Source organism: Methylobacterium goesingense (assembly GCF_022179225.1).
Taxonomy (GTDB): Bacteria; Pseudomonadota; Alphaproteobacteria; order Rhizobiales; family Beijerinckiaceae; genus Methylobacterium; species Methylobacterium goesingense.
In genome coordinates this window covers 1-26,345 of sequence record NZ_BPQL01000046.1, presented here as the reverse complement: position 1 = coordinate 26,345, position 26,345 = coordinate 1, and the positions used below count along the sequence as shown (strand labels likewise).

At 70.0% G+C, this 26,345-nt stretch carries 24 protein-coding genes and 1 pseudogene; 16 read left to right on the top strand and 9 right to left on the bottom strand.

Going from position 1 to position 26,345, the window contains the following annotated elements:
- Positions 1-363: c-type cytochrome (locus MFF30_RS09140; RefSeq protein WP_238278935.1), on the top strand; the 363-nt coding region annotated here is incomplete at its 5' end.
- A 112-nt stretch (positions 364-475) separates the two neighbouring features.
- Here the strand turns inward: MFF30_RS09140 and MFF30_RS09135 are convergent.
- On the bottom strand, positions 476-1,015 hold the full coding sequence (locus MFF30_RS09135) for a MarR family winged helix-turn-helix transcriptional regulator (protein ID WP_238278933.1): 540 nt from the start codon (positions 1,013-1,015) through the stop codon (positions 476-478).
- A gap of 193 nt (positions 1,016-1,208) precedes the next feature.
- On the opposite strand from MFF30_RS09135, the gene MFF30_RS09130 reads away from it, so the two are divergent.
- Positions 1,209-1,631, top strand: a complete 423-nt coding sequence (locus MFF30_RS09130) for an organic hydroperoxide resistance protein (RefSeq protein WP_238278931.1) — start codon at positions 1,209-1,211, stop codon at positions 1,629-1,631.
- 21 nt (positions 1,632-1,652) lie between these two features.
- Here MFF30_RS09130 and hisS read toward each other — a convergent pair whose 3' ends face one another.
- The 4 genes and pseudogenes from hisS to secB all read right to left on the bottom strand — a co-directional run bounded on the left by hisS (position 1,653) and on the right by secB (position 6,031).
- Positions 1,653-3,197: a histidine--tRNA ligase gene (gene hisS / locus MFF30_RS09125; RefSeq protein ID WP_238278929.1), complete on the bottom strand. Its 1,545-nt coding sequence runs from the start codon at positions 3,195-3,197 to the stop codon at positions 1,653-1,655.
- Between the two features lie 112 nt (positions 3,198-3,309).
- Positions 3,310-3,801, bottom strand: a complete 492-nt coding sequence (locus MFF30_RS09120) for a DUF3429 domain-containing protein (RefSeq protein ID WP_238278927.1) — start codon at positions 3,799-3,801, stop codon at positions 3,310-3,312.
- Positions 3,802-3,982: 181 nt separating this feature from the next.
- Positions 3,983-5,206: pseudogene (locus MFF30_RS09115) on the bottom strand (MFS transporter); the annotation flags it as partial.
- Positions 5,207-5,518: 312 nt separating this feature from the next.
- The gene (gene secB, locus MFF30_RS09110; RefSeq protein ID WP_238278925.1) at positions 5,519-6,031 is read right to left on the bottom strand and encodes a protein-export chaperone SecB; all 513 of its coding nucleotides are present in this window, start codon (positions 6,029-6,031) and stop codon (positions 5,519-5,521) included.
- A 529-nt stretch (positions 6,032-6,560) separates the two neighbouring features.
- Between secB and MFF30_RS09105 the strand changes: the two genes are divergently transcribed.
- From MFF30_RS09105 to MFF30_RS09065, 9 genes are all read left to right on the top strand, one after another.
- Positions 6,561-7,292: a Tim44/TimA family putative adaptor protein gene (locus MFF30_RS09105; protein ID WP_238278923.1), complete on the top strand. Its 732-nt coding sequence runs from the start codon at positions 6,561-6,563 to the stop codon at positions 7,290-7,292.
- 16 nt (positions 7,293-7,308) lie between these two features.
- Positions 7,309-8,499, top strand: a complete 1,191-nt coding sequence (gene mltA / locus MFF30_RS09100) for a murein transglycosylase A (protein WP_238278921.1) — start codon at positions 7,309-7,311, stop codon at positions 8,497-8,499.
- Entirely contained in the window at positions 8,496-9,173 is a 678-nt protein-coding gene (locus tag MFF30_RS09095; protein ID WP_238278919.1) for a Smr/MutS family protein, read from the top strand. Before mltA ends, MFF30_RS09095 begins: the two co-directional genes overlap by 4 nt.
- A 246-nt stretch (positions 9,174-9,419) precedes the next feature.
- Positions 9,420-10,760 carry a transcription termination factor Rho gene (gene rho, locus MFF30_RS09090; RefSeq protein WP_238278917.1) on the top strand — a complete coding sequence of 447 codons (1,341 nt, stop codon included), beginning with the start codon at positions 9,420-9,422 and terminating at the stop codon, positions 10,758-10,760.
- A 145-nt stretch (positions 10,761-10,905) separates the two neighbouring features.
- Positions 10,906-12,222, top strand: coding sequence for a tRNA uridine-5-carboxymethylaminomethyl(34) synthesis GTPase MnmE (gene mnmE, locus MFF30_RS09085; protein WP_238278916.1), 1,317 nt, complete (start codon positions 10,906-10,908; stop codon positions 12,220-12,222).
- A gap of 116 nt (positions 12,223-12,338) precedes the next feature.
- A complete protein-coding gene (gene mnmG, locus MFF30_RS09080) occupies positions 12,339-14,219 on the top strand; it encodes a tRNA uridine-5-carboxymethylaminomethyl(34) synthesis enzyme MnmG (RefSeq protein ID WP_238278914.1) in 1,881 nt (626 codons plus the stop codon).
- Complete coding sequence (rsmG, locus tag MFF30_RS09075; protein ID WP_238278912.1) at positions 14,209-14,847, top strand: 16S rRNA (guanine(527)-N(7))-methyltransferase RsmG; 639 nt, start codon at positions 14,209-14,211, stop codon at positions 14,845-14,847. Before mnmG ends, rsmG begins: the two co-directional genes overlap by 11 nt.
- Positions 14,844-15,692 (top strand): ParA family protein, encoded by an 849-nt coding sequence (locus MFF30_RS09070; RefSeq protein WP_238278910.1) that lies wholly within the window; start codon positions 14,844-14,846, stop codon positions 15,690-15,692. The genes rsmG and MFF30_RS09070 overlap by 4 nt, the downstream gene beginning before the upstream one ends.
- Positions 15,693-15,760: 68 nt before the next feature.
- A complete protein-coding gene (locus MFF30_RS09065) occupies positions 15,761-16,660 on the top strand; it encodes a ParB/RepB/Spo0J family partition protein (protein ID WP_238278939.1) in 900 nt (299 codons plus the stop codon).
- A 3-nt stretch (positions 16,661-16,663) separates the two neighbouring features.
- Here MFF30_RS09065 and holA read toward each other — a convergent pair whose 3' ends face one another.
- The 3 genes from holA to leuS all read right to left on the bottom strand — a co-directional run bounded on the left by holA (position 16,664) and on the right by leuS (position 21,006).
- Positions 16,664-17,692: a DNA polymerase III subunit delta gene (gene holA / locus MFF30_RS09060; protein WP_238278908.1), complete on the bottom strand. Its 1,029-nt coding sequence runs from the start codon at positions 17,690-17,692 to the stop codon at positions 16,664-16,666.
- A gap of 13 nt (positions 17,693-17,705) precedes the next feature.
- Positions 17,706-18,281, bottom strand: coding sequence for an LPS assembly lipoprotein LptE (gene lptE, locus MFF30_RS09055; protein ID WP_238278906.1), 576 nt, complete (start codon positions 18,279-18,281; stop codon positions 17,706-17,708).
- A gap of 124 nt (positions 18,282-18,405) precedes the next feature.
- Complete coding sequence (gene leuS / locus MFF30_RS09050; RefSeq protein WP_238278903.1) at positions 18,406-21,006, bottom strand: leucine--tRNA ligase; 2,601 nt, start codon at positions 21,004-21,006, stop codon at positions 18,406-18,408.
- Positions 21,007-21,244: 238 nt separating this feature from the next.
- On the opposite strand from leuS, the gene MFF30_RS09045 reads away from it, so the two are divergent.
- Positions 21,245-22,021: a YggS family pyridoxal phosphate-dependent enzyme gene (locus MFF30_RS09045; protein ID WP_238278900.1), complete on the top strand. Its 777-nt coding sequence runs from the start codon at positions 21,245-21,247 to the stop codon at positions 22,019-22,021.
- Positions 22,022-22,030: 9 nt separating this feature from the next.
- Here the strand turns inward: MFF30_RS09045 and MFF30_RS09040 are convergent, their stop codons facing one another.
- On the bottom strand, positions 22,031-22,459 hold the full coding sequence (locus MFF30_RS09040) for a MarR family winged helix-turn-helix transcriptional regulator (protein WP_238278898.1): 429 nt from the start codon (positions 22,457-22,459) through the stop codon (positions 22,031-22,033).
- A 98-nt stretch (positions 22,460-22,557) separates the two neighbouring features.
- On the opposite strand from MFF30_RS09040, the gene MFF30_RS09035 reads away from it, so the two are divergent.
- The 4 genes from MFF30_RS09035 to MFF30_RS09020 form a co-directional block, all read left to right on the top strand.
- Positions 22,558-23,874: an MFS transporter gene (locus tag MFF30_RS09035; RefSeq protein WP_238278896.1), complete on the top strand. Its 1,317-nt coding sequence runs from the start codon at positions 22,558-22,560 to the stop codon at positions 23,872-23,874.
- Between the two features lie 317 nt (positions 23,875-24,191).
- A complete protein-coding gene (locus MFF30_RS09030; RefSeq protein WP_238278895.1) occupies positions 24,192-24,914 on the top strand; it encodes an amino acid ABC transporter permease in 723 nt (240 codons plus the stop codon).
- Between the two features lie 43 nt (positions 24,915-24,957).
- Positions 24,958-25,650, top strand: a complete 693-nt coding sequence (locus MFF30_RS09025; protein WP_238278893.1) for an amino acid ABC transporter permease — start codon at positions 24,958-24,960, stop codon at positions 25,648-25,650.
- Between the two features lie 102 nt (positions 25,651-25,752).
- Positions 25,753-26,345: amino acid ABC transporter ATP-binding protein (locus MFF30_RS09020; RefSeq protein ID WP_238278937.1), on the top strand; the 593-nt coding region annotated here is incomplete at its 3' end.

Below are 26,345 nucleotides of genomic sequence, written 5' to 3'. Positions count from 1 at the left end.
CTTCTCGCCGGCCGCGGCGCCGCGCTCGCGCTCCTGCTGCCGCTCTCCGCACAGGCCCAGGAGGCCGGCGACGCCGCGGCCGGCGAGAAGGCCTTCGCGCCCTGCAAGGCCTGCCACGCCTTCGGCAAGAACGGCGTCGGCCCCGACCTGAAGGGTGTCGTCGGTCGCAAGGCCGGCACGCACGAGGGCTACAACTACTCCGCCGCCCTGAAGGGCTCGGGCATCACCTGGGACGAGGCCAACCTCAAGGAGTGGCTGAAGGACCCCAAGGCGAAGGTGCCGGGCAACAAGATGGTCTATCCGGGCCTCAAGGACGACAAGAAGCTCGCCGACGTGATCGCGTATCTCGGCACGCAGAAGTAAGCGTCGCGCCCGGTCCCGCGCGGGACCGGATTCGCCGTCTGCAATGCTTGTCTCCGTTGGCGAATGCCCACGGATGGGCCGTCCCCGCCTCCGGCGGGGGCGGCTCCCGCGTTCAGGCTCCGGCCTCGGCCCGTTCCTCCGCCCGCGCCGCGCCGGGGCTCGCGTCCTGCGCGAGGTTCTGGTGCAGGGAGGTGCGCAATTGGACGAGGGTGTCGAGGAGCGCGCGGCGGCCGTCCATGTCGAGGCCCGTGAGGCCGCCCGCGAGGCCCGGCACGCATTCCATGCGCTGGCGCAGGGCCCGCCCGCCCGGGGTGAGGAAGATGCTGACCTGCCGCTCGTCGGTGCGGTCACGGGCACGGCGGACATGGCCGGCCGCCTCCAAGCGCTTCAACAGGGGCGTCAGGGTTCCGGAATCGAGGAAGAGGCGCTGACCGATCTCCTTGACCGTCAGGCCCTCCTCTTCCCACAGCACCAGCAACACCAGATATTGCGGATAGGTCAGGTCGTGCCCCGCCAGCAGCGCCCGGTAGGCGCGCCCGAAGGCGTGGGCCGTAGCGTAGACGGCAAAGCAGAGCTGGCTGTCGAGGCTCAGGGCGTCGGCGCCCGGGTCCGCGACAGGCTCGGTGCGGGGGCGGGTGGTCCGTCCCGACATGATGCGGTGTCCTTCCTGATGGCGACCGGACGGAACCGGCGGCCTGTCACGACCTTATGCAAAACTCATATTGCGCACAATCAAGTTCCGTGCGAGATGAAAATTAGATTGCGCGCAATCGAGATCGCTTTGGCCAAGGCCGGAGCGTAGCGTCCGATCCGACCACCCCGTTCCACGACGAGGAGAGACCGACATGAAGGCACTCTACACCGCACACGCCCATGCCACCGGCGGCCGCGAGGGTTCTGCCGCGACCGAAGATTCCAAGGTGGACGTCAAGCTCTCGACGCCGAAGGAGCTCGGCGGCGGCGGTGGCGCCGGCACCAATCCGGAGCAGCTCTTCGCAGCCGGCTACGCGGCCTGCTTTCTCGGCGCGATCAAGTTCGTAGCCGGCAAGGACAAGATCCAGGTGTCGGAGGATTCCAAGATCGAGTCGAGCGTCGGCATCGGCCCGCGCGACGACGGCACCGGCTTCGGCCTCGTTGTCGCCCTGAAGGCGACCCTGCCGGGCCTCGACCGGGCGGTCGCCGAGGATCTCGTGAAGCGTGCCGACGTGGTGTGCCCCTACTCCCACGCCACCCGTGGCAACATCCAGGTCGACATCTCGGTCGCCTGAGTCTTCGCGTCGGCCGGGCGGTCAGTTCCGCTCGGCCGAAGCCTCGGGCCTGCTCCCCGGGAAATGCGTTTCCAGCACGTCCCAGACCCGCTCGACCATCTCGGCGACCGGCACCGAGAACTGGGCCGGGCGCGCGGCCTTCCACTCAGCGTTGCTGGTGATGGCGGCCGCCGCCTTGGCGCCCTCGATCAGGTCCTTGATCTGGACCTCGCCGGCCTCGCGCTCGTTCGAGCCCTGGATGATCGCGCAGGGGCTGCCGCGCCGGTCGGCATACTTCATCTGCGCCTTCATGCCCGAGCCGCCGAGATAGAGCTCGGCCCGGATGCCGGCCTCGCGCAGGCTCGAGACCAGCCGCTGGTACTCGGCGATGTTTTCGCGATCCAACACCAAGACAACGACGGGACCGGGCTTGGCGGTGCCCTCGAGAAGTGGGCTCTTCACGAGTTGCAGCGCCGAGAACAGGCGCGAGACGCCGATGGAGAAGCCGGTGGCCGGCACCGGCTCGCTGCGGAAGCGCCCGACGAGGCCGTCGTAGCGCCCGCCGCCGGAAACCGAGCCGAAGCGCACGGTCTGGCCGTCCTCGTTGGTGACCGGGAAGGTCAGCTCCGCCTCGTAGACCGGGCCGGTGTAGTATTCGAGCCCGCGCACCACGGACGGGTCGATGCGGATGCGATCCTCGTAGCCGGCGGCGGCGAACAGGGCGGCCATGTCGGCGAGTTCGCGCACGCCCTCCAGGCCGATGGCGCTGCCCGCGAGCGACGCCTCGAAGTTCGACAGCGTGGTGGCGTTGTCGGCAGGCGCCGATCCGGTCCCGGTCCAGCCGGTGAAGGCCAGGACGCGCCCGATCGCCTCGTCCGCCAGCCCCGCCCCCTTGGTGAAGTCGCCGCTCTCGTCCTTGCGGCCGGCGCCCAGCAATTCGCGCACGCCCGCATCGCCGAGGCGGTCGAGCTTGTCGATGGCGCGCAGAACGGTCAGGCGCTGGCCGGCCTTGTCGGGGCCACTGAGGCCGATCGATTCCATCAGGCCGTCGAGCACCTTGCGGTTGTTGACCTTCACCACGTACTGGCCGGTGAGCCCGAGCTTCTCCAGGGTGTCGGCCATCAGCATGCAGATCTCGGCATCGGCCGCCACCGAGCCGGCCCCGACGATATCGGCATCGAACTGCATGAACTGGCGGAAGCGGCCCGGACCCGGCTTCTCGTTGCGGAAGACGTAGCCCGCGCGAAAGCTCCGGTAGGGCTTGGGGATCGCATCGAAGTGCTCGGCCACGTGCCGGGCGAGCGGCGCGGTGAGGTCGTAGCGCAGCGAGAGCCAGGATTCGTCGTCGTCCTGGAACGAGAACACGCCCTCGTTCGGGCGGTCGAGGTCGGGCAGGAACTTGCCCAGCGCCTCGGTGTACTCGACGAAGGGCGTCTCCAGCGCCTCGAAGCCATAGAGTTCGAAGCTCCGGCGGATCGTCTCCAGCATGCGGTGCTGGGCGGCGATCTCGTCCTCGCGACGGTCGACGAAACCGCGCGGCAGGCGTGGCTTCAGGGTGTCGGCCTTGTTTGAATCGGCCTTGGCCATGGTGATCTTCGCGTCCGTCGGGGCTGTTCGGGGTCCCGGGGGCTCTATCGCGGGCGGCCGGGGGCGGCAAGCGCACCGGGCGTCTGGCTGCCTGGCACCCGAGCGCCCGGCATCAGAGCGCCAGGGCGAGCAGGGCCGCGAGGCTCACGAGGGCGATGGGGATCTGCACCGGGCGCAGGCGGGCGAAGAACAACGGTGCCTTACCCCGTCGGGCCGCGATCGGATCGAGGACCGCAATGGCGGTGAAGCCGACGAGGAGCAGGAGCAGGGCCGGCACGGCCGCGTCGAGGGTCGTCAGCACCAGGGCGGCGAAGCCGAGGCTGAATAGCCCGATCATGGTGGCGATCTGGGTGACGGTGGCCCCGCCCTCGGTGCGGAAGCTGACGCCCCGGCGCACCCCCGACAGGAACAGCAGGATGGCGCAGCCCCACAGGATCGTCAGCGCGGCGGCGGCCTGCCCGAGGTCGGTGCCGCGCCAACCCCAGGCGGCCAGCGCACCGGCGGCGAAGGGCAGCATCGGCCCGTAGCCGAACACGATGCTGAGCCACGGCACGGCGCGGGGTTCCGTGACCCGCAGGGTCCGTCCGTCGGGTCGATCGTCCATCGTCTGGGGCTCCGGTGGCTGAGGCACCCTCGCCAACCGGGGCGGGAACGGCCTGTTCCCCCCCGGCGGCAATCCGCCCTCGGGCCGTCTCCGGCTTGCGCTCGGGCTCGCGCCGGGCCTGCCGCGTCCCCTGCCCTGGCTCGGCCGCTTTCCCGGAGGACGTCTCCCCGGAGGCCCTCTCCCCAAAGGCCGTCTCGGCCGCGGCGTCGCGCCTGCGCGCCCCGCGGCCCTCGCTGGTGGTGTCGAGCCAGAGCACGAGCGCGAGGGCGACGAGGGCGGGGGCGCCCAGCGCCAGGAAGGCGCCGGTCCAGCCGAGCACCGATTGGGCGAGGCCGCCGTACCAGGCCGAGAGGGCGCCGCCGATGCCCTGGATGGCATTGAGGGAGCCGAGCGCGGTCTGGGTCCGGCCGGAGCCCCAGGTGAGGTCGGCCACCACCACGAGCACCGCGACGCCGATGATGCCGGAGGCGACGCCGTCGAGGATCTCGGCCGAGATCAGCCAGACGGGATCGTCGATGAAGGCCGAGAGCGCGGCGCGCACGGGGAGCACCGCGCAGGCGGCGACGAGGAGCTGGCGCCGGCCGCGCCGGTCGGCGAGCGAGCCCGCGAACAGCGCCACCGGGATCATCACGAGTTGCGCCACCATGACGTAGCGGGCGGTCCAGCTCGTGGCATCGACGGCGGTGGCCACCAGCTTCTGCCCGAGCAGCGAGAGCATGCCGCCGTTGCCGAGGTTGAACAGGGCGAGGGCCACGGCGAGCACGAGGAGCCGGCGGTCGGACACGATGCTGCGCAGGCCGGCGCGCTCGGGGTTGTCGTCGGAATCCTTCTGCCAGCCCACCGCCCGGCGTGCGTTGTAGCAATGGCCCGGCGTGGTGAGCGTCGCGACGATCGCCAGCACCGCCATGCCGCCCAGCACCCAGAAGGCGATGGCCGGGCCGAACCAGCCGGTGCCGAGGCCGATGCCGCCGGCCGCGAGCAGGATGCCGAGATGGTTGAAGGCCTGGTTGCGGCCCTGCTGCTTCGGGAAGCGATCCTTGCCCACGATGCCGAGAGTGAGTGCGGTCACCGCCGGCAGCAGCAGCGTGCCGCCCGCCGCAGCCAACAGCTGCGCGGCGAAGACCGGGATCACGCCCCGGGCCGGCAGCAGCAGCAAGGTGCCGCACAGGATCGCCCCGCAAGCCAGGGCGATCAGCAGCCGGGGCCGGCCGAGACGGTCGACCAGGGCGCCGAAGGGGCCGCTCATGAGCAGAGAGCCGATGCCCACCAGGGTGGTGACGAAGCCCACCCGCGACGGGCTCCAGGCGGCGGATTCCGCCAGCCAGGTGCCCAGGAACGGTCCGAGACCGCCCTGGATGTCGCCCGTGAAGACGTTGATCGGGGCGAGGTGATGCGTGGCGAGCATACGATCCGGGGGCTGGAGCGATCCGCCGATCCCACGGGATCCGACGGCGCTGCGGCGCAAGCCGACCCGCAAGCGGGCCGGCCGCGACTGGAAGCGCGTAACGGCCAAGTCCCGAATTCGATCCCGATCACTCCGGACCGCACCGCGTCACGGGCCGGAACGGTGCAAGGTCCAGCCCGAACGGGCGTTCTGGCGCCGAGGCCGATGTATGTCAGCGGTAGCGCGCTTCCGGGCGGCACCGCGCGTGGCGTTCGACGCGATGCCCCGTATCCGCCGGCCCTGAGGACCGGCGGATACGGGGCGGCTAGGCCTTCAGGAGGCGAGCGGACCGGGCGCGCCCTGCTGCGCCTGAGCTTCCATCGCCTTCTGGCGGTAGAGGCCCACGAAGTCGATCGGATCGATGTAGAGGGGCGGGAAGCCGCCGTTGCGCACGGCCTCAGCGACGATCTGGCGCGCGAAGGGGAAGAGCAGGCGCGGGCACTCGATCATCACGGCCGGGTGAAGCTGGTCCTCCGGGATGTTGCGCATGCGGAAGATGCCCGCATAGGTCAGCTCGAAGGCGAACAGCACCTCGCCGGCGATCTTGGCATCGCCTTCCAGGGTCAGCTCGACCTCGAAATCGACCTCGGCGATCTGCTTGGCGTTGACGTTCACCTGGATGTTGATCTGCGGACCGCTCTCCTGCGGCTGCAGGGAGCGCGGCGCATTCGGATTCTCGAAGGAGAGATCCTTGGTGTATTGCGCGAGTGCGTTGATGGTGGGGGTGCCGTCGTCGGGCTGCGCCGTGGCGCCACCGTTGCCGTTCGGTGCGGGATTGTCGGCCATGGCGTTGTATCCTCTTCCTGGGTCTGCGGATGGGCGGTGCCGTGCCGGATCGAGGCCTCCGCCGATCTCCGCATCCCGGCGAGCCGTGCGTGAGCGCGACCCGCGACGATGCGACCACCCGGCCGGCGCGGGAGCGCGCTATCACGCCCGTCCGGGCGGAACAAGGCGACGGGCCGGCACGCGGGCCCCTGCGGCGCCGGACCGGACGCAGCGGGTCCGCACCCGAAACGGCCGCCTGGAACCGGCGGACCGGCCGCCCCATATCCCTGTGCGCGACCCCGGAGGTTCGAGCCATCCCGAGACCGTGCCCTTCCGCTCCGGGCCTGCCCCGCGTCGGCCCGCCGCCCTCCGGACCGCGAAGACGCGGCTCGATCCTTGCGCGGCACTCGGCTAAAGCGCCACATGGTCGAGCTTCTCGGCCGCGTGTCTCGGCCGGAACCTCCAGCCGCGTGCTCCTGCCGGGGACCGGACCGGGTTTCGGAGCCCCTTGGAACAACGTATTCGTGCGACGGCCACGATCGGATCAGTGATGCAGGACTCCTTCGACTTGACCACCCTGATCTTCCTCGCGCTGGCGGTCTTCGTCATCTGGCGGCTGCGCTCGGTGCTGGGCCAGAAAACCGGAACGGAGCGCTCGCCCTTCAAGCCGGTGGACCGCAGCCGCACCGAGCCGCCGGCCGCGCGCGGGGACGGCGACAACGTGGTGCGCCTGCCCGGCGCCGATCGCGCGCAGGCACAGGCCGACCGGGGCCAGGCGGCGCCGAAGGCGGATGCCCGCGACTGGCGCGGGATCGCCGAGCCCGGCTCCGCCATCGCCCAGGGTCTCGAGAACGTCGTCCAGGTGGAGCCGAACTTCGATCCGCGCGCCTTCGTGGAGGGTGCCAAGAGCGCCTACGAGGCCATCGTGATCGCGTTCGCCAAGGGGGACCGGAAGACCCTGCGCAGCCTGCTCTCCCGCGAGGTCTGCGAGGGTTTCGAGCGCGAGATCGACGCCCGCGAGGGGCGCCGCGAGACCGTGGAGACCACCTTCGTCTCCCTCGACAAGGCCGAGATCGTGGCGGTCGACGTGAAGAACCGCGTGGCCCAGATCACCGTGCGCTTCCTCTCCCACCTCATCACCGCCACCCGCAACGCGCAGGGCCAGGTGACGGATGGCAGCGCCGAGACCGTGGTCGAGGTGCCCGACGTCTGGACCTTCGCCCGGACGCTGGGCACTCGCGATCCGAACTGGCAGCTCGTGGCGACGGAAGCCGGCGCCTGAACTGACGGCTGACCGCGTGACATCCCGGCCTGCGGCCGTCGCGGCCGCCCTCGTCCTTCTCTGCCTCCCCGCCCCCGGCTCGGCTGCCCCCGCGGCAGAGCCGTTGCGCGTGGGCGACGCGGTGCTGGAGCCGGTAGAGACCGCGCGCCTGGACGGATTTCCGGGACCCGACGCAAGCGAGGCCCTGGCGGCCTTCCGGCGGACCTGCTCGGCCACGCCGGCAGCCCCCCAGCCCACCGGCGTCGCCGGCTCGGCCGAAGCCCTGACAGCGGCCTGCGCCCGGGCGTCGGCGGTGCCCGAGGCCGAGGCCGGCCGCTTCTTCACGGAAACCTTCGATGCCTACCGGGTCATCCGCCCTGCGGCTGCCGGAACGCCCGAGCGCCGCAGCGGCTTCCTGACCGGCTATTTCGAGCCGGAACTCGACGGCTCCGCGACCTCCGGCCCCGGCTACACCGCCGCCGTGCTGGCCCGGCCCGACGACCTCGTCAGCCTGGAACCCGGCGAGACGCGTCCGGGCCTCGACCCCGCCCTCCGCGCGGCGCGCCGGGTCGGCGACGCCTTCGAAGCCTATCCGGACCGGGCGGCCATCGAGGACGGCGCCCTGGGCGCGCGCGCCCGCCCGCTCCTCTACCTGCGCGATGCCGTCGACCTGTTCGTGCTCCAGGTCCAGGGCTCGGGCCGCGTCCGCCTCGCCGACGGGCGCTCCGTGCGAGTGCTCTACGACGGGCGCAACGGGCGCCCCTACACCTCCATCGGCAAGCTCATCGTCGGCGAGGGTCACCTGCCGCTGGACGGCCTTACCCTGGCGCGCTGGACCGGCTGGCTGCGGGCCAATCCGGGCCACGCGCGGCGGTTGATGCGGGCCAACGCTTCCTACATCTTCTTCCGAATCGCCGAGATCGCGGATCCCGCCCTCGGCCCCCCCGGCGCCGCCGGGGTCCCCCTGAGCCCGGGCCGCAACGTCGCCATCGACGCCACGCTCTGGCGCTACGGCCTCCCCTTCTGGCTCGAGGGCCGGATCGCGGGCGACGCCGCGCCGGGGCGTCTCGTCGTGGCGGCCGATACGGGCTCGGCCATCGTCGGCCCGGCCCGGGGCGACCTCTATCTCGGCACCGGCGCGGAGGCGGGCGTGCGCGCCGGCAACCTGCGCGACGCGGTCGGCTTCGTGGTGCTGCTGCCGCGCGGCGCCGGACCCGTAGCCCCATGAAGACACCCCGGCGCCCGCGCGGCCTCTCGGGAGAGGACGCTTATCTGTGGGGCGAGATCGCCCGCCTGATCACGCCCCTGCGCGGCCGCGCGCTGCCGCGCCCGGAGGCCGTGCCGTCGAAAGCCGCCGCGCCGGTTCCGGCGAGCCAGGTATCCGGCCCCAAGCCGTCCGCGCTCAAGCCCGTGCCCCCGAAACCCGTGCCCCTGAAGCCGGCGCCTCCGAAACCCGTGCCCCCGAAACCTATGGCGCGCACGCTCGCCAAGCGCGCCGCCCTGAAGCCGACCCCGCCGCCGGCCCCGGCCGCTCCCGTCGTCGCTCCCGCGCCACCCCAGGCGCCCGGCCTGGAGCGCCGCGTCCGGCTCGCCCTGCGCCGCGGCGCGCTCCAGGTCGACGCCCGGATCGACCTGCACGGGATGTATCAGGCGGAAGCGCACGGGGCGCTGATCGGCTTCCTGATGCGGGCGCGCGCCAGCGGACACACCCACGTCCTCGTCGTCACCGGCAAGGGCGGCCCGGGTTACGACGAGGCCTTCTCGGAGCGGGGCGTGCTGCGCCGGAGCGTGCCGCACTGGCTCCGGTCGCCGGAACTGCGGGGCCTAGTGCTCGGCTTCGAGGAGGCGGCGCGCCACCACGGCGGGGCCGGCGCCCTCTATGTGCGACTACGCCGCCGCTGATCCGGCTTGACGCGCGGACGGACCTTGCGAAAACCCGGCAAACCCGCTACGGGTGAATCCTCTCCTCGTTACGCCGTGCTGCATCCGCGAGCCCTGAGGCTCCGCAAAGACGATGCGCGGAGCCGTTCTTCGCACGAACGCTCCGACTGACAGGCGCCGAAAAGGCGCCCGGCGATCAAACTCCCCGATACCATCGATTTGAATCTGCCCCGATTCCCTACCCTTCCCGCCGGTTCCGAATCTCCCATGACGTCACCGTACGAAGCCCTCCCCGTGGACCATTCGGCCGACGGCGGAATCGTCGCCGCAGACCTTGACGCCGTGCGTGAGGTCAAGCTCCAGGACCTCAAGTCCAAGACGCCGACCGACCTGATCGCCTTTGCCGAAGAGGTCGAGGTCGAGAACGCCTCGACCATGCGCAAGCAGGAGCTGATGTTCGCCATCCTGAAGCAGCTCGCTGCCAAGGAGGTCGAGATCATCGGTGCCGGCACCGTCGAGGTGCTGCAGGACGGCTTCGGCTTCCTGCGCTCCTCCGACTCGAACTACCTGCCGGGCCCCGACGACATCTACATCTCGCCGACCCAGATCCGGCGCTTCGGCCTCCGCACGGGCGACACCGTCGAGGGCCCGATCCGCGGCCCCAAGGACGGCGAGCGCTACTTCGCGCTGCTGAAGGTCAACACGATCAACTTCGAGAACCCGGAGAAGATCAAGCACAAGGTCCATTTCGACAACCTGACGCCGCTGTTCCCGACGCAGCGCTTCAAGCTCGAACTGGACAATCCGCCGAAGAAGGATTTTTCGCCGCGGATCATCGACATCGTCGCCCCGATCGGCAAGGGCCAGCGCGCCCTGATCGTGGCGCCGCCGCGTACCGGCAAGACCGTGCTGATGCAGAACATCGCGCAGTCGATCACCATCAACCACCCGGAATGCTACCTCATCGTGCTGCTCATCGACGAGCGGCCCGAGGAAGTGACCGACATGATCCGCTCGGTGAAGGGCGAGGTCATCGCCTCGACCTTCGACGAACCGGCCACCCGCCACGTGCAGGTCGCCGAGATGGTGATCGAGAAGGCCAAGCGCTTGGTGGAGCATGGCCGCGACGTGGTCATCCTGCTCGATTCGATCACCCGCCTCGGCCGCGCCTACAACACGGTCGTCCCCTCCTCCGGCAAGGTGCTGACGGGCGGCGTTGACGCCAACGCCTTGCAGCGCCCGAAGCGGTTCTTCGGCGCGGCCCGCAACATCGAGGAAGGCGGCTCGCTCTCCATCATCGCGACCGCGCTCATCGACACCGGCTCGCGCATGGACGAGGTGATCTTCGAGGAGTTCAAGGGCACCGGCAACTCCGAGATCATTCTCGACCGCAAGGTCTCCGACAAGCGCATCTTCCCGGCCATCGACATCACCCGCTCGGGCACCCGCAAGGAAGAGCTCCTGGTGCCGCCGGACGCCCTCAAGAAGACCTACGTCCTGCGCCGCATCCTCAACCCGATGGGCGTCACCGACGCGATCGAGTTCCTCATGGACAAGCTGCGCCAGACCAAGAGCAACAACGACTTCTTCGACTCGATGAACACCTGAGCCCATCTGGCCGGACGCGGGTGCGTGGTACGCCGCGTCCGGCCAACCCTCTGCTGACATTCAACGATTTCCAGCTGAAACAAATCCGTTAGCTGGTTAACGATCGCTTGACGCGACCGGCGTCGGCGTCCAGGGCGTCGCCCCCATGCCCGAACAGACCACCCTTTTCGCGCCCGCCACCGGCCCGGGCCGCTCGGCCGTCAGCGTCATTCGGATCAGCGGACCGGCCTCGGCGGACGTGATCCGCACGCTCGCTGGCCCCCTCCCCGCCCCCCGGCGCCTCTCCCTTCGCACCCTGCGCGCCCCCGATGGCACGCCGCTCGACGAGGCCCTCGTCGCCTGGATGCCGGGGCCTGCCAGTTTCACCGGCGAGGACATGGTGGAACTCCACCTCCATGGCGGCATCGCGGTCCGCAGCGCGGTCCTGCGGGCATTGGCCGACATTCCCGCCTGCTGCCCGGCCGAACCCGGCGCCTTCACCCGCCGCGCCTTCCTCAACGGCCGCCTGGATCTCACCGAGGCCGAGGGCATCGCCGACCTCATCGACGCCGAGACCGAAGCGCAGCGGCGTCAAGCGTTGCGCCAGCTCGACGGCGTCCTCGGCCGGATCGTGGCCGACTGGCGCCACCGCCTCATTGACCTGCTCGCGAGCGTGGAAGCGGCCCTCGACTTCTCGGACGAGGGCGACGTCGACGACGCGGCTCTGGATGCCGCCCTGGCGGACAAGGCGCGGGCGATCCGCGACGAGGTAGCGGCTGTGCTTGCCGATGCCCGCCGCGGCGAGCGCTTGCGGGAAGGCTTCACCGTCGTCCTCGCTGGGCCGCCCAATGCCGGCAAGTCGACGCTGCTGAACGCCCTGAGCCGACGCGAAGCGGCGATCGTCTCATCCACGCCCGGCACGACCCGGGACGTCATCGAGATCCGCTGCGACCTCGGCGGCCTGCCGGTGATCCTCGTCGACACCGCAGGCCTGCGCGAGGCGGGCGACGCGATCGAGGCGGAGGGCATCCGTCGCACGCGGGCCCGGATGCAGCAGGCCGACTTGGTCGTGATGCTTGAAGGCCCTGACGCGGAAACGGTGATGCCCGGCTCGATGCCCGCCGTGCCCGTGCTCCAGGTTCGCACCAAGCGCGACCTCGATCCTGTCTCCGCGCTGCCGGACAGCACGATCGGCATCTCGGCGCTCACCGGATCCGGCCTCGATCGGCTGTTGGCGGCGATCGAGGACGAGGCGGTCCGGGCCGTCGGACACGGCGATGCCCTGATCACCCGTGAGCGCCACCGCCTCGGCCTGTCCCGCTGCCGCGAGCACCTCGACCGGCTGCTGGCGGGCACCGCCTTGCCCGAACTCGCGGCCGAAGATTTGCGTCTCGCCGTTCGCGCCCTCGGGGAGGTGGCGGGCCATGTCGGCGTGGAGGAGATGCTGGACAGACTGTTCTCCGGCTTCTGCATCGGCAAGTAGCCGATCCCGACGCCGCTCTGTGACCGTGGAGGCACGGACCTCCGGTTTCACGTGAAAACAGAGATCCGCATCATCGATCCGTTGACCATTCCGGCCGCAGGCGCTTAATCGAACCCATGCACCAAACCCCTGATTCCTACGACGTCATCGTCGTCGGCGGAGGCCATGCCGGCGTCGAGGCCGCGGCCGCCGCCGCCCGGATCGGCGCGCGGACGGCCCTGGTCACCCACCGGGTCGCGACGATCGGCGCGATGTCCTGCAACCCGGCAATCGGCGGTCTCGGCAAGGGCCATCTCGTGCGCGAGGTCGATGCCCTCGACGGCCTGATGGGGCGCGTCGCCGATGCCGCTGGCATCCAATTCCGGCTTCTCAACCGGCGCAAGGGCCCGGCGGTGCGGGGTCCACGCACTCAGGCCGACCGCAAGCTCTACGCGGCCGCCATGCAGGCAGCGATCGCCGAGACCGCAAACCTGCGCGTGATCGAGGGAGAGGTCGCCGACATCGCCCTCGCGCAGGGTCGGGTCTCCGCCGTGATCCTAGCCGACGGGCGCCCCCTCCCCTGCGGCGCCGTCGTGCTGACCACCGGCACCTTCCTGCGCGGACTCATCCATATCGGCGAGACCCAAATCCCGGCCGGACGCGTCGGCGAGGCTCCGTCCGTTGGCCTGGCGCAGACCCTCGACCGCGCCGGCTTCGCCCTCGGTCGCCTCAAGACCGGCACGCCTGCCCGCCTCGACGGCCGCACCATCGACTGGTCCGGCCTCGAGATGCAGTCGGCGGACGCGGATCCTGTCCCGTTCTCCACCCTGACGGAGCGGATCACCACGCCGCAGATCCAGTGCGGCATCACCCGCACCACGCAGGCGGTGCACGATCTTATCCGCGCCAACCTGCATCGCTCCCCGATGTACTCGGGCGGCATCGCCAGCCGGGGCCCGCGCTACTGTCCATCGATCGAGGACAAGGTCGTCCGCTTCGGCGACCGGGAGGGACACCAGATCTTCCTCGAACCGGAGGGCCTCGACGACCCAACGGTCTATCCCAACGGCATCTCGACCGCACTGCCCGAGAGCGTCCAGCGCGACGTCATCGCGCTGATCCCCGGCCTGGAGCGGGCCAGGATCCTGCGCCCGGGCTACGCCATCGAGTACGACTACGTCGATCCCCGCGAACTCGATGCCTCCCTTCAGGCCAAGCGTCTGCCAGGCCTGTTCCTCGCCGGTCAGATCAACGGCACCACAGGCTACGAGGAGGCGGCGGGGCAGGGGTTGGTCGCCGGCATCAACGCCGCCCGCCTCGCCGGCGGCTCTGCGCTGACCACCTTCGACCGAGCCGAATCCTATCTCGGTGTGATGATCGACGACCTCGTCACCCATGGGGTGAGCGAGCCCTACCGCATGTTCACCTCGCGCTCGGAGTACCGACTTTCGCTCCGCATCGACAATGCCGACGAGCGCCTCACGCCGAAGGGCGCCGCTCTCGGCTGCGTCGGCGCGCGTCGGGCGGCGCATTTCGCCGCCGCGCAGACGGCCCTCGACGCCGCACGCGCGCAACTGGACACCCTGAGCCTGACCCCCAACCAAGCCCGCGCCGTCGGCATCGAACTGAATCAGGATGGCATCCGTCGCAGCGCCTTCCAGCTCCTGTCCTACCCGGAGATCGATTGGGCGCGCCTGAGTTCGGTCTGGCCGGAACTCGCGGCCGTCCCGCCCCGCGTGGCCGAGCGGCTCTGCACCGACGCGACCTATGCGGTCTATCTCGACCGCCAGCAGGCGGACATCGTGGCCTTCCGCCGGGACGAGGCAGTGGCCCTGCCGATCCGCCTGGACTATGCGGGCATTCCGGGGCTGTCGAACGAGATGCGTCTGAAGCTCGAAGCCGTGCGCCCCGGCACCCTGGGTCAGGCCGCGCGGATTGAGGGCGTAACCCCGGCCGCCCTCACGCTGCTCGCCGCCCATGCCCGCCGAGCCGATCGTGGGGCCGCCCATGGCCTCTGATCGCGACCGCGATCGGGTCTTGGCCGCAGCGGATGTTTCACGTGAAACAGCCCGGCGCCTCGACCTCTATGTGGAGCAGCTCCGCCGCTGGCAGACCGTGAAGAACCTCGTCGGGCCCGCCACCCTGTCGGAGGTCTGGACCCGCCACATCGCCGATGCGCTCCAACTTCGAGAGATCGCGCCGGAGGCTGCGACTTGGCTCGACCTCGGCGCCGGTGCCGGTCTGCCCGGGCTCGTTCTGGCCATCGCCGGCCACGAACGTCCCGATTTCCAGGTCGATCTCGTGGAGAGCAATGCGCGCAAATGCGCCTTCCTGACCGAAACCGCCCGCCTCGCTGGGGCTCCAGCCAGGGTGCACAATGCCCGCATCGAGCAGGTCATCGGCGTCCATCGAGGCGTCGCGGTGGTCTGCGCGCGGGCGCTCGCCCCCCTCACCCAGCTGCTCGCCTGGGCGGAGCCTCTGTTGACAACCGGCACGGTCGGCCTGTTTCCGAAGGGACGTGACGTCCAATCGGAATTGACCGAGGCCGCGCAACGGTGGAGATTCGTTTACGATCTCGTGCCGAGCCGAACCGAGTCGGAAGCGCGGATCGTCCGCGTCACGACCCTATCTCGCGTGGATTCATGACAAGCGATCCGACTCCCGTACCGACGACCGGCGGCAACCCGGATCGGCCGCTCCGCATCCTGGCTCTGGCCAACCAGAAGGGCGGCGTCGGCAAGACGACGACGGCGATCAACCTCGGCACGGCGCTCGCTGCCATCGGCGAGAGCGTGCTGGTGATCGACCTCGATCCGCAGGGCAACGCCTCGACGGGCCTCGGCATCGACCGCCGGCAGCGCAAGGTCTCGACTTACCACGTGCTGGCCGGCGAGGCCTCCTTAGGGCAGGCCTGCATCCCGACCGCGGTGCCCCGCCTGATGGTGGCGCCCTCCACCATGGACCTCCTCGGCCTGGAGCTGGAGATGGCGAGCGCGCCGGACCGCGCCCATCGCCTGCGCAATGTGCTCAAGGGGGTCGGCGAGACCGGCGCCACGGCGGGAATCACCTACATCCTGATCGACTGCCCGCCCTCCCTCAACCTCCTCACCATCAACGCCCTGGCCGCCTCCGACGCGGTGTTGGTACCCCTGCAATGCGAGTTCTTCGCCCTGGAGGGCCTAAGCCAGCTGCTGCGTACGGTCGAGCAGGTGCGCGGCGCGCTCAATCCGCGCCTGACCATCCAGGGTATCGTCCTGACGATGTTCGATCCGCGCAACAACCTGTCGGCGCAGGTGGTGGCGGATGTCCGCAGCTTCATGGGCGAGAAGGTCTACGAGACCATGATCCCGCGCAACGTGCGCGTGTCCGAGGCGCCCTCGCACGGCAAGCCGGTGTTGCTCTACGATCTCAAATGCGCGGGCTCGCAGGCCTATCTGCGTCTCGCCTCAGAGATCATCCAGCGCGAGGGGCGCCTGCCCGTCGCGGCGTGACGATGCGGGGGCTCCCTGCCCCGCCCTATGAAGCGGTCCAGTCAGGTTCGGAGTTGAAGCAGGTGGCGATGGCGGATGATGTGGTGCGGCCCCGGCTCGGGCGCGGCCTCGCGGCCCTGATCGGCGATTTCGGCGACGACAACGGTGAGGCGCCCAAGTCCCAAGCGCAGCGTAAGGTTGCGGTTGAGTTCCTGCGCCCCAACCCGCGCAATCCGCGCCGGCGCTTCAACGAGTCGGACCTCGAGGAGCTCTCGGCCTCGATCAAGCTGCGCGGCATCATCCAGCCGATCGTGGTGCGGGCGCTCGCGGGCGTGCCGGACACCTACGAGATCGTGGCAGGCGAGCGTCGCTGGCGCGCGGCCCAGCGCGCCGGGCTCCACGAGGTGCCCGTCGTCACGGTGGAGATCGACGACCGGACCTCCCTGGAATTCGCCATCCTGGAGAACGTCCAGCGCACTGACCTCAACGCCATCGAGGAGGCCGCCGGCTACGACCGGCTGATGAGCGAGTTCCAGTACAGCCAGACCGAACTCGCGGAGATCCTGGGCAAGAGCCGGAGCCACCTCGCCAACACCCTGCGCCTGCTCCAGCTCGCCCCCGCGATCCAAGACCGCGTTGTGGCCGGCGAGATCACGGCGGGCCATGCCCGCGCGCTGCTGGGCGTGCGGGACGCCGAGGGCGTCGCCCGCCGAATCGTGGAGGAGGGGCTGTCCGTGCGCGAGGTCGAGGCCCTGGCCTCCGCCGAGGTACCCGAGGGCGATGGCCCCCGTCCCGGCCGCCCCCGCCGCGCGGCCGAGAAGGACGCCGATATCCGCACCCTCGAACAGGCCATGGCCCGGGCACTCGGGGTGACCGTGGCGCTGAAATCGAAGGTGGCGGGCGCTGGCGAGATCCGCATCCGCTACGAGACCGCCGAGGAATTGCGGGGTCTGTGCAATCGCTTCAAGGTCGCCCTGCCGGAGGCCTGAACTTCAGCGCCGCCGGGCAGCCTCGGTGGCGATGCGCAGGAGCGTGCTCGATGCGTGAGCGTGGGCCAAGTCCGGGTCCGCGCGGCGGCAGGCCAGGACCGCGTCCTGAAGCAGTTGGATCGCGTGCCGCAGGGCCGGGGGCGACCAGCGGGCAAGCTGCGTCTCCACCAGCGACTTGCGCCGAAAATGCAGGCCGCGCCAGTTCGCCACCATCTGACTGGCGCTCTGCCCCTCCCCGGCAAGCCGCGTGGCGAGCAGCGTCAGGGCATGCCGCAGGGCCGAGCCGAGCATGACCGAGGGGTCCATGCCCTCGTGGCGGAAGCGGCGGTAGTCGCGCTCGACCTCGCCGCTGCGCCCGGCGAAGGCCGCATCGATCAGCGTGTTGAGCACGCTCCCGGCGACATCGCTGACCACTGCCTCGACATCGTCGAGGCTCACCTGGCCCTGCCCGCGCGCGTAAAGGGCGAGCTTCTCGATCTCCGAGAGGCTGGCGCCGCGGTCGCCACCGAGGCTGGTGGCGAGGATGTCCCGGGCGTCGCGGGCGATGCGCAGGCCCTGATCCTGGAGCGTGCGGTCGATGAGGTCGGCCAGCGCCCGCTCGTCGTCCGGGTAGCAGGGCAGGGCGAGGGCCTTCGGCGACTTCTCGCAAAGCGTCCGCAGGGGTGCGCTCTTGGCGAGGTCGCCCCCCTCCACCACGATGCGGGCATTCTGGATCTCGGCCTTCAGCGCGGCCTCGACGGCGGGGGCGTAGTTGCGGCTGCCCGACCTGACCCAGATCGTGCGCGTGCCGCCGAACAACCCGACGGTGCCGGCTTCGTCCACGAGGCGGCCGGGGTCCTGGGCGAGCACGTCCCCGTCGATCTTCACCATGGCGAAGGGATCGCCCGGATCGCTGACGAAGGCCTCCGCCAGCGCCTTGGCGCGGGTGAACACGAGGCCGGTATCCGGGCCGTAGACGAGCAGGATGGCGATGCGGGGATCGGGCCCGCGCCGGATCAGCCCGTCGACGTCGCTGGCCTTGACGGCGGTCACGGGGCGGTCGCGCTCAGGGCTTCGTCACCAGCACGGAGGCGATGCGGGTCTTGATCTGCTCCGCCAGGACCTTGGCGAGGCGGATCTCGGCGTCGCGGGCGGCGCGCAGGCTGGCGAAGCGCTGGATCGAGCGATCGTAGGTGGCGGTCGAGGTCGCCACGCCCTCGCTGATGATCTTCGTGCCGCTGAGGTCTTCCAGGGCGTACTTGATCGTTCCCACGATGGTGCCGGCCTCGGCGCGTCCGGTCTGCGAGGACACGATCGGGGTCTGCACCGACTCGCTGCCCTGCATCTTCAGGCGGTAACGCTTGGCCGAGGGCTGCCCCGAGCCATCGAGGTCGAAGATGAGTTCGCTGCGGAGATAATGCCCGAGGCGCTCCTGGCCCTGCGCCATGAGAACGTCGTCGACCTGCACGGAGGCGAGGAGGGCGGACATCGGCTCGCCCGAGGCGGTGGGACCGTAGAGGGGACGGAAACAGGCCGACAGGTTGAGCGCCAGGGCGGCGACGGCGGCGACCCGTACGGCTCGGCCAACCGTGCCGTTCGCAGCTGCCCGAACCGCCCCTGTCCCGTTTGCCAAGCGCATCATGCCCGCCGCCGTCCCGCTGTCTGGTCCCGCCCGTCTGTACGGCGAACCGGGGTTCGACGACAGCCTATTCGGCGCAAGCTTTACGTTTCCTATCCGGCAGGATCATGGTCGCCGGATCATGCCCCTAGACGACGAGGTTCACGATCCGGCCAGGGACCACGATCACCTTCTTCGGCGCCCGTCCCTCCAGGGCCCGCTGCACCGACTCGTCGGCGAGCACCAGGGCCTGGACCGCCGCCACCTCGGCGCTGCGCGGCACCGTAACGTCCGCCCGCTTCTTGCCGTTGAGCTGGACGGGGAGGGTGACGCTGTCCTCGACGAGGAGCGCGCGCTCCACCTCCGGCCAGGCCGACTGCGCGACGAGGCCGTCGCGGCCGAGCGCCCTCCAGCATTCCTCGGCCAGATGCGGCATCATCGGGGCGATCAGCTGGGTCAGGATCCCGGCCGCCTCCCCGGCGACACTCCGCGAAACGCCGCCCCGCAGGGCTTCGTCGAGGGCGTTGGCGAGGGTGTAGATGTGGGCCACGCAACGGTTAAAGCGCAGGCGTTCCACATCCTCCTCTACGGCGGCCAGGGCCTTGTGCGCGGCCTTGCGCAGGGCGGCGTCGCCCGCACCCTCGACTGCCTCGACGGCGCTCGCCAGGGAGACCAGGCGCCAGACGCGCTGGACGAAGCGGGCCGCCCCCTGGACGCCGTCCTCCGTCCAGATCACGTCGCGCTCGGGCGGCGAGTCGGAGAGCATGAACCAGCGCGCCGTGTCGGCGCCGTAGCTGGCGATGATGTCGTCCGGGTCGACGACGTTCTTCTTCGACTTCGACATTTTTTCGATGGCGCCGATGGTGATCGGCTCCGCCGTTTTCACGTGAAACGCCTCGCGCGCTCCGGACTCGGCCGAGATTCGAATATCGGCCGGCGGCACCCAGGCTCCGGCGGGGTCCTTGTAGGTCTCGTGGACGACCATGCCTTGCGTGAACAGGCCGTCGAAGGGCTCCGAAACGCCCGACCATTCGGTGGCCTTCATCGCCCGCATGAAGAAGCGGGCGTAGAGCAGGTGCAGGATCGCGTGCTCGATGCCGCCGATATACTGGTCGACGGAGAGCCACTGGTCGACGGCCCGACGATCGGTGGGCGCATCCTGCAGCCAGGGCGCGGTGAAGCGGGCATAGTACCACGACGAGTCCACGAAGGTGTCCATGGTGTCGGCTTCGCGCCGCGCTGGCTGCCCGCAAGTGGGGCAGGGGACGTTACGCCAGGCATGGTCCCGCTCCAGCGGGTTGCCGGGCACGTCGAAGGAGACCTCCTCGGGCAGCTTCACCGGCAGGTCGGCCACCGGTACGGCCACGGGCCCGCAGGCCTCGCAATGGATGATCGGGATCGGACAGCCCCAGTAGCGCTGGCGCGAGACGCCCCAGTCGCGCAGGCGGAACTGCACTTTCCGCTGCGCCACCGGCGTCCCGTCGAGGATCTCCGCCTCCAGGCGGTTGGCCACCGCGTGGAAGGCCTCGTCGGTGGTCATGTCGTCGAGGAAGCGCGAATTGATCATGCGCCCGTCGCCGTCATAGGCGGTGTCGGTGACGACGAAACTCGCCGCGTCCTGATCCTCGGGGCAGACCACCGGCGTGTTGCCGAGCCCGTACTTGTTGGCGAAGTCGAGGTCGCGCTTGTCGTGGGCCGGGCAGCCGAACACGGCGCCGGTGCCGTACTCCATGAGCACGAAGTTCGCGACGTAGACCGGCAGCAGCCAGGACGGGTCGAGGGGGTGGCGGACCTTCAGGCCGGTGTCGAACCCAAGTTTCTCCGCCGTGTCGATGGCGGCCTGGGCCGTGCCGGTGCGCCGGCATTCCTCGATGAAGCTCTGGAGCGACGGGTGGGCCGGAGCGAGCGCCGCCGCGATCGGGTGGTCGGCGGCGATGGCCAGGAACTTCGCCCCGAACAGGGTATCGGGCCGCGTGGTGTAGACCTTGATCTCGGGCTCGACATGGGCCGGCGGCGTCGCGAGCGCGAAGCGGACCTCCAGCCCCTCCGAGCGGCCGATCCAGTTCTTCTGCATGACCCGGACCTTCTCGGGCCAGCGCTCCAGGCCGTCGAGGGCGTCGTAGAGGTCTTGCGCGAAATCGGTGATCTTGAAGAACCACTGGGTCAGCTCGCGCTGCTCCACCAGGGCGCCGGAGCGCCAGCCGCGCCCGTCGATGACCTGCTCGTTGGCCAGCACGGTGTGGTCGACCGGGTCCCAGTTCACTTTTGCCGTGCGGCGCGTCACCAGCCCCTTGCCGAGGAAGTCGAGGAACATGCGCTGCTGGTGCTTGTAGTAGTCGGGATCGCAGGTCGCGATCTCCCGGCTCCAGTCGAGCGACAGGCCCATGCTCTGCAGCTGGCCGCGCATCGTCGCGATGTTGGCGTAAGTCCAGTCGCGCGGATTGACCTTGCGCTCCATGGCGGCGTTCTCGGCCGGCAGACCGAAGGCGTCCCAGCCCATCGGGTGTAGCACGTTGAAGCCGCGCGCCCGCTTGTAGCGCGCCACCACGTCGCCCATGGCGTAGTTGCGCACGTGGCCCATGTGGATGCGCCCTGAAGGATAGGGGAACATCTCCAGCACGTAGTATTTCGGACGGGAGTCGTCGTTCTTCGTCGCGTAGATGCCCGCCGCGTCCCACGCCTGCTGCCAGCGCGGCTCGGTCTCCTTGGCGTTGTAGCGCTCGGGAGCGGGTTTGGGGGTGGTCGTCATGGGCCGGGCGCCGGGGTTCTGGGGGTGAGGGGCGGTCCGCGCGGCGCGGGCCTGCCCGGAGAGGCTGGGGGCCGGACTACCACGGGGAGGGGAGGGGTCAACACGCACGCGCGGGGCTGCCGTTGGGAGCCTCGGGCCGACGCCCGCGTTCACCCTCGCGAACCATCCCTTGCGGCCCGCGTCCGGAATGGTAGTCCCCAGGTCGACCGGTTCACCGAAACGATCGCTTCGAGGCAGCATGGCCGACACAGTTCCCGACGACGCGCTTCCCGAAGCCCCTCTCCCCGAAGACACGCTTCCTCAGGGCGCCTTTACCGAAAACGCCCCGCCACCCCCGAGCGCCGCCGACGTCGTGGCCGGGCTGGCGGCGGTGCGCCACCAGATCGCTCAGGCGGCGGCGGATGCGGAGCGCGATCCCGCTTCCGTCGCCCTGGTGGCGGTGTCGAAGACGATTCCTGCCGCGGGCATCCTGCCGGCCCTCGAGGCCGGGCAGCGTCTGTTCGGTGAGAACTACGTGCAGGAATCGAAGGCCAAGTGGCCCGCCCTCCGGGAGCGCTACCCGGATGTCGAACTCCACCTCGTCGGCCCGCTGCAATCCAACAAGGCCCGCGAGGCGGTGGAGCTGTTCGACGTCATCCACGGCCTCGACCGTCTGTCCCTCGCGGCGGCGCTGGCCAAGGAGATCGAGCGGGCGGGCCGTGCACCGAAGCTCTTGATCCAGGTCAATACCGGCGACGAGCTACAGAAGGGCGGCGTCTCGCCGGCCCAGGTCGACACCCTGCTCTCCGAGTGCCGCGAGACCCACGGTCTCGCGATCCAGGGGCTGATGTGCATCCCGCCGGCCGAGGCGCCGCCCTCGGCCCACTTCGCGTTGCTGGCCCGGATCGCGGAGCGCCACAACCTGCCGATCCTGTCGATGGGCATGAGCGCGGACTATCCTGCCGCAATCCAGATGGGCGCGACCCATGTCCGCGTCGGCACCGCGATCTTCGGCGCCCGTCCACGCAAGGCCTGAGGCGCCGCCTCACACCGTCCGCACGACCCGTGCCAGGGCGCCGCGCAGGTCCGCCGCCGCCCGAGCGCCGTAGCGCGCCTCGAAACCCGCTTGCGCCACGCGCCAGAGCGGTTCGGCCTCGTCGATGCGCCGGCTTCCAGCCTCGGTGAGGCGCAGGGCCCGGGTCCGCCCGTTCGGACCCGGGCCGACGACGAGGAGGCCGTCGCGCTCCAGGGGCTTGAGAGCCCGGCCCATCGTGGTGCGGTCCATGGCCATGGCGTCCGCGAAGGCGTTGATCGAGATCGGGCCGAGGCGACGCAGCCCCACCAGCATCGCGTATTGCGACGTGCGCAGGCCCGACGACGCCAGATGGCGGTCGTAGAACTGCGTCACCTGCCGGGCGCCCTGGCGGATCGCGGTGCAGTGGCAGAGCACGGCTTGGGGTGTGGGGTCGGCCATGGGGCAATCCACGCGGTCGGCACCTTGTCTAAAGCGTGCATATGCGCTTATGCAAGACTCCAGCGCCTCGGCAGGAGGCGCCCGGGAGCCCCCGTGCCATGGCCACCGACCCAACCCTGCGCCTGTCCGACGCCGTCGCGACGGGGTTTGCACGCCGCGGCATCCATTACGGCTGGGCAGTCGCCGGCGTGACCTTCCTGACCATGCTGGTGACGGCCGGCGCCGTCGGAGCCCCCGGTGTCCTGATCCTGCCGCTCCAGAAGGAATTCGGCTGGGACACGGCGACGATCGGCTCGGCGCTGGCCGTACGCCTCGTCCTGTTCGGCTTGATGGGGCCCTTCGCGGCCGCCCTGATGAACCGCTACGGCCCGCGCCGGATCGTGCTCCTGGCACTGGGACTGATCGCCGGAGGCCTGCTGGCCTCCCTGGGAATGACGCAGGTTTGGCAGCTCGTCCTGCTCTGGGGCGTGGTGGTGGGTATCGGCACGGGGCTCACCGCCCTGGTGCTCGGCGCCACGGTGGCGACACGCTGGTTCTCGCACCGGCGCGGTCTCGTGGTCGGGCTCCTCACCGCGAGTTCCGCCACGGGGCAGCTCGTCGTGCTGCCCCTGCTCGCCGCCCTCACCGAGGCCCTGGGCTGGCGCGCCGCCCTCCTGGTCATCTGCGCGCTGCTCCTCACGGCGGGCCTCGGCGTCGTCGCCCTGATGCGCGACCGGCCAGAGGATCTCGGGCTTGCGCCCTACGGCGAGACCCGCCCCCTCGCCGCTCCGGCGACGCCGGGACCCAGCGCGACCGGAGCCCTGTCCGCTCTGCGCGACGCCGCCGGCACCCGCGTATTCTGGGTGCTGTTCGCCACGTTCTTCATCTGCGGGGCCAGCACCAACGGATTGATCCAGACCCACTTCATCCCCCTCTGCGCCGATTACGGCATCGGGCCGGTGCAGGGGGCCAGCGTGCTCGCCGCCATGGGCGTGTTCGACTTCATCGGTACGGTGGCGTCGGGCTGGCTCTCCGACCGTTACGACAACCGCTGGCTCCTGTTCTGGTATTACGGCCTGCGCGGGCTCTCGCTGATGTTCCTGCCGTTCTCGGACTTCTCCTTCGCGGGCCTGTCGCTGTTCGCGGTGTTCTACGGCCTCGACTGGATCGCCACGGTGCCCCCCACCGTGCGGCTGACGGCGGCGCGGTTCGGGCGCGAGCGGGCCAACCTCGTCTTCGGCTGGGTCTTCGCCGGCCATCAGCTCGGCGCGGCGACGATCGCCTACGGGGCCGGCCTCTCGCGCACGGAGCTGGCGAGCTACCTACCGGCCTTCTTCGCCGCCGGGGCGCTCTGCCTCGCCGCAGCCGGGCTGATCCTCACCCTCGGCCGCCCGGCTCCGCAGGGTGTTCCCGCCGCCACACCGGCGCGCGCCTGAATCTTCCGCCGGCCCGAGCCATCGGGTTCTGGTCCGGATGATGCTTGGGGGCGGGCAACGATGTCCTGCCCAGGTTCCCTTTCGAATCGACCCGGAGGCCATCGGCCCGCCCATCCTGGGCGGGCCGATGGCGTTTGCGCGCCGCAAGCCGGGATCTGCCCGGAAAAGCAGCAAATCTCTGGAAATGTCAGTGTGCGACCCGGGCGCGACGCCCCGGGCCCTGGACCTTGCGGCCAAGGTCTCGGCACTGTCCGACACAGCACCGCCACATTCACGGGCGCTCGCCCGGATGCCCGCTCACAAGGGACGACGACGCGATGAACTACAACTGGAACTGGGGCATCTTCTTCGAACCCTCCCCGGAAGGCACCGGCACCTACGCCGACATGCTGCTCTCGGGCCTGACCTGGACGGTGGTGACGGCTCTGTGCGCCTGGGTGATCGCCTTCTTCCTCGGCTCGATGATCGGCGTCATGCGCACCCTGCCCTCGAAGACCGCGAACGCGGTCGGCACGGCCTATGTCGAGCTGTTCCGCAACATCCCGCTCCTGGTGCAGATGTTCCTCTGGTACTTCGTCCTGCCGGAGGTGCTGCCGGAATCCTGGGGCAGCTGGATCAAGCAGCTGCCGAACGCCCCGTTCTACACGGCGGTCGTGTGTCTCGGCTTCTTCACCGCCTCCCGCGTCGCCGAGCAGGTGCGCGCCGGCATCCAGGCCCTGCCGCGCGGGCAGAAGATGGCCGGCACCGCCATGGGCCTGACCGTGAGCCAGACCTACCGCCACGTGCTCCTGCCCAACGCCTACCGGATGATCCTGCCGCCCCTGACCTCGGAATTCCTGAACAACCTCAAGAACACCTCCGTGGCGCTGACCATCGGCCTTCTGGAACTCACGGCGCGCGCGCGCGCCATGCAGGAATTCTCGTTCCAGGTGTTCGAGGCCTTCACCGCCGCCACCATCCTCTACGTCCTCATCAACATCGTGGTGATCTTCACCTCCGGCTGGATCGAGCGCCGCGTCGCCGTCCCGGGCCACCGCTGAGGGTTCTCCGCCCTCGCGCCTCCCCCATCAAGGATCGCCCACGATGCTCTCGAATTTCGATTTCTCCGTCATCACCTCCGCGCTGCCGTACCTGTTCCTGGACGGCATGCGCTTCACCCTGACGCTGACCGCGCTCGCGGCCATCGGCGGCATCATCCTCGGCACGCTCATCGCGATGATGCGGCTCTCCAGCCTGCCGGTGATCCCGCTGGTGGCCAAGGGCTACGTCAACCTGATGCGCTCGCTGCCCCTCGTGCTGGTGATCTTCTGGTTCTACTTCCTGGTGCCTTATCTCGGGCAGTGGGTGACGGGGGCCGACCGGCCGATGACGGTGGGCGCCTTCACCTCGTCGCTGGTGACCTTCACGCTGTTCGAGGCGGCCTACTTCTCCGAGATCATGCGCGCGGGCATCCAGTCGATCCCCAAGGGCCAGGCGGCGGCCGCCTCGGCGCTGGGCCTGACCTACTTCGCCTCCATGCGCAGCGTGATCCTGCCTCAGGTCTTCCGCAACATGACGCCGATCCTGCTGACCCAGACCATCGTGCTGTTCCAGGACACCTCGCTGGTCTACGTGCTCTCGATCACCGACTTCCTTGGCGCGGCCTCGAAGATCGCCCAGCGCGACGGTCGCCTCGTGGAAATGTACCTGTTCGCAGCCGTGGTCTACTTCGCGGTCTGCTTCGCGGCCTCCATGGCGGTGCGCCGCCTCCAGAAGAAGATCGCCATCATCCGCTGACGCCGGACGTCCCATTGTCGTGACGTCGCCGCATCCGAGACGAGGATTTCCGCCATGACCACGTCGCTCAACACCGCTCAGGCCCCCGTGACCACGGGCCCCATGATCACCATGAAGTCCGTCAGCAAATGGTACGGCGACTTCCAGGTCCTCACCGACTGCACCACCGCCGTGAACAAGGGCGAGGTCGTGGTCGTCTGCGGCCCCTCGGGCTCCGGCAAGTCGACCCTGATCAAGTGCGTCAACGCCCTCGAGCCCTTCCAGAAGGGTGAGATCGTCGTTGACGGCACGCCCGTGCACGACAAGAAGACCAACCTGCCGAAGCTGCGCGCCCGGGTCGGCATGGTGTTCCAGCACTTCGAGCTGTTCCCGCACCTCTCCATCACGGAGAACCTGACCCTGGCCCAGAGGAAGGTGCTCAAGCGCGACGAAGACACCGCCCTCAAGACCGGCCTGTCGCTCCTCGACCGGGTCGGCCTCTCGGCGCACGCCAAGAAGTTCCCCGGCCAGCTCTCCGGCGGACAGCAGCAGCGCGTGGCCATCGCCCGGGCGCTGGCCATGAACCCGGTGGTCATGCTCTTCGACGAGCCGACCTCGGCCCTCGACCCCGAGATGGTCGGCGAAGTGCTCGACGTCATGGTGCAGCTCGCCCGCGAGGGTATGACCATGATGTGCGTGACCCACGAGATGGGCTT

What these genes read in the sequence shown, in the direction of transcription:
- rho (WP_238278917.1), top strand. Translation starts at nt 9,420, where the DNA reads ATGACGTCACCGTACGAAGCCCTCCCCGTGGACCATTCGGCCGACGGC.
- MFF30_RS09105 (WP_238278923.1), top strand. Translation starts at nt 6,561, where the DNA reads ATGCAGGACTCCTTCGACTTGACCACCCTGATCTTCCTCGCGCTGGCG.
- MFF30_RS09025 (WP_238278893.1), top strand. Translation starts at nt 24,958, where the DNA reads ATGCTCTCGAATTTCGATTTCTCCGTCATCACCTCCGCGCTGCCGTAC.
- secB (WP_238278925.1), bottom strand. Translation starts at nt 6,031, where the DNA reads ATGGCCGACAATCCCGCACCGAACGGCAACGGTGGCGCCACGGCGCAG.
- MFF30_RS09135 (WP_238278933.1), bottom strand. Translation starts at nt 1,015, where the DNA reads ATGTCGGGACGGACCACCCGCCCCCGCACCGAGCCTGTCGCGGACCCG.
- hisS (WP_238278929.1), bottom strand. Translation starts at nt 3,197, where the DNA reads ATGGCCAAGGCCGATTCAAACAAGGCCGACACCCTGAAGCCACGCCTG.
- MFF30_RS09045 (WP_238278900.1), top strand. Translation starts at nt 21,245, where the DNA reads ATGGCCGACACAGTTCCCGACGACGCGCTTCCCGAAGCCCCTCTCCCC.
- lptE (WP_238278906.1), bottom strand. Translation starts at nt 18,281, where the DNA reads ATGATGCGCTTGGCAAACGGGACAGGGGCGGTTCGGGCAGCTGCGAAC.
- MFF30_RS09095 (WP_238278919.1), top strand. Translation starts at nt 8,496, where the DNA reads ATGAAGACACCCCGGCGCCCGCGCGGCCTCTCGGGAGAGGACGCTTAT.
- leuS (WP_238278903.1), bottom strand. Translation starts at nt 21,006, where the DNA reads ATGACGACCACCCCCAAACCCGCTCCCGAGCGCTACAACGCCAAGGAG.
- MFF30_RS09120 (WP_238278927.1), bottom strand. Translation starts at nt 3,801, where the DNA reads ATGGACGATCGACCCGACGGACGGACCCTGCGGGTCACGGAACCCCGC.
- MFF30_RS09030 (WP_238278895.1), top strand. Translation starts at nt 24,192, where the DNA reads ATGAACTACAACTGGAACTGGGGCATCTTCTTCGAACCCTCCCCGGAA.
- MFF30_RS09035 (WP_238278896.1), top strand. Translation starts at nt 22,558, where the DNA reads ATGGCCACCGACCCAACCCTGCGCCTGTCCGACGCCGTCGCGACGGGG.
- MFF30_RS09040 (WP_238278898.1), bottom strand. Translation starts at nt 22,459, where the DNA reads ATGGCCGACCCCACACCCCAAGCCGTGCTCTGCCACTGCACCGCGATC.
- MFF30_RS09070 (WP_238278910.1), top strand. Translation starts at nt 14,844, where the DNA reads ATGACAAGCGATCCGACTCCCGTACCGACGACCGGCGGCAACCCGGAT.
- MFF30_RS09130 (WP_238278931.1), top strand. Translation starts at nt 1,209, where the DNA reads ATGAAGGCACTCTACACCGCACACGCCCATGCCACCGGCGGCCGCGAG.
- rsmG (WP_238278912.1), top strand. Translation starts at nt 14,209, where the DNA reads ATGGCCTCTGATCGCGACCGCGATCGGGTCTTGGCCGCAGCGGATGTT.
- mnmE (WP_238278916.1), top strand. Translation starts at nt 10,906, where the DNA reads ATGCCCGAACAGACCACCCTTTTCGCGCCCGCCACCGGCCCGGGCCGC.
- mnmG (WP_238278914.1), top strand. Translation starts at nt 12,339, where the DNA reads ATGCACCAAACCCCTGATTCCTACGACGTCATCGTCGTCGGCGGAGGC.
- MFF30_RS09065 (WP_238278939.1), top strand. Translation starts at nt 15,761, where the DNA reads ATGGCGGATGATGTGGTGCGGCCCCGGCTCGGGCGCGGCCTCGCGGCC.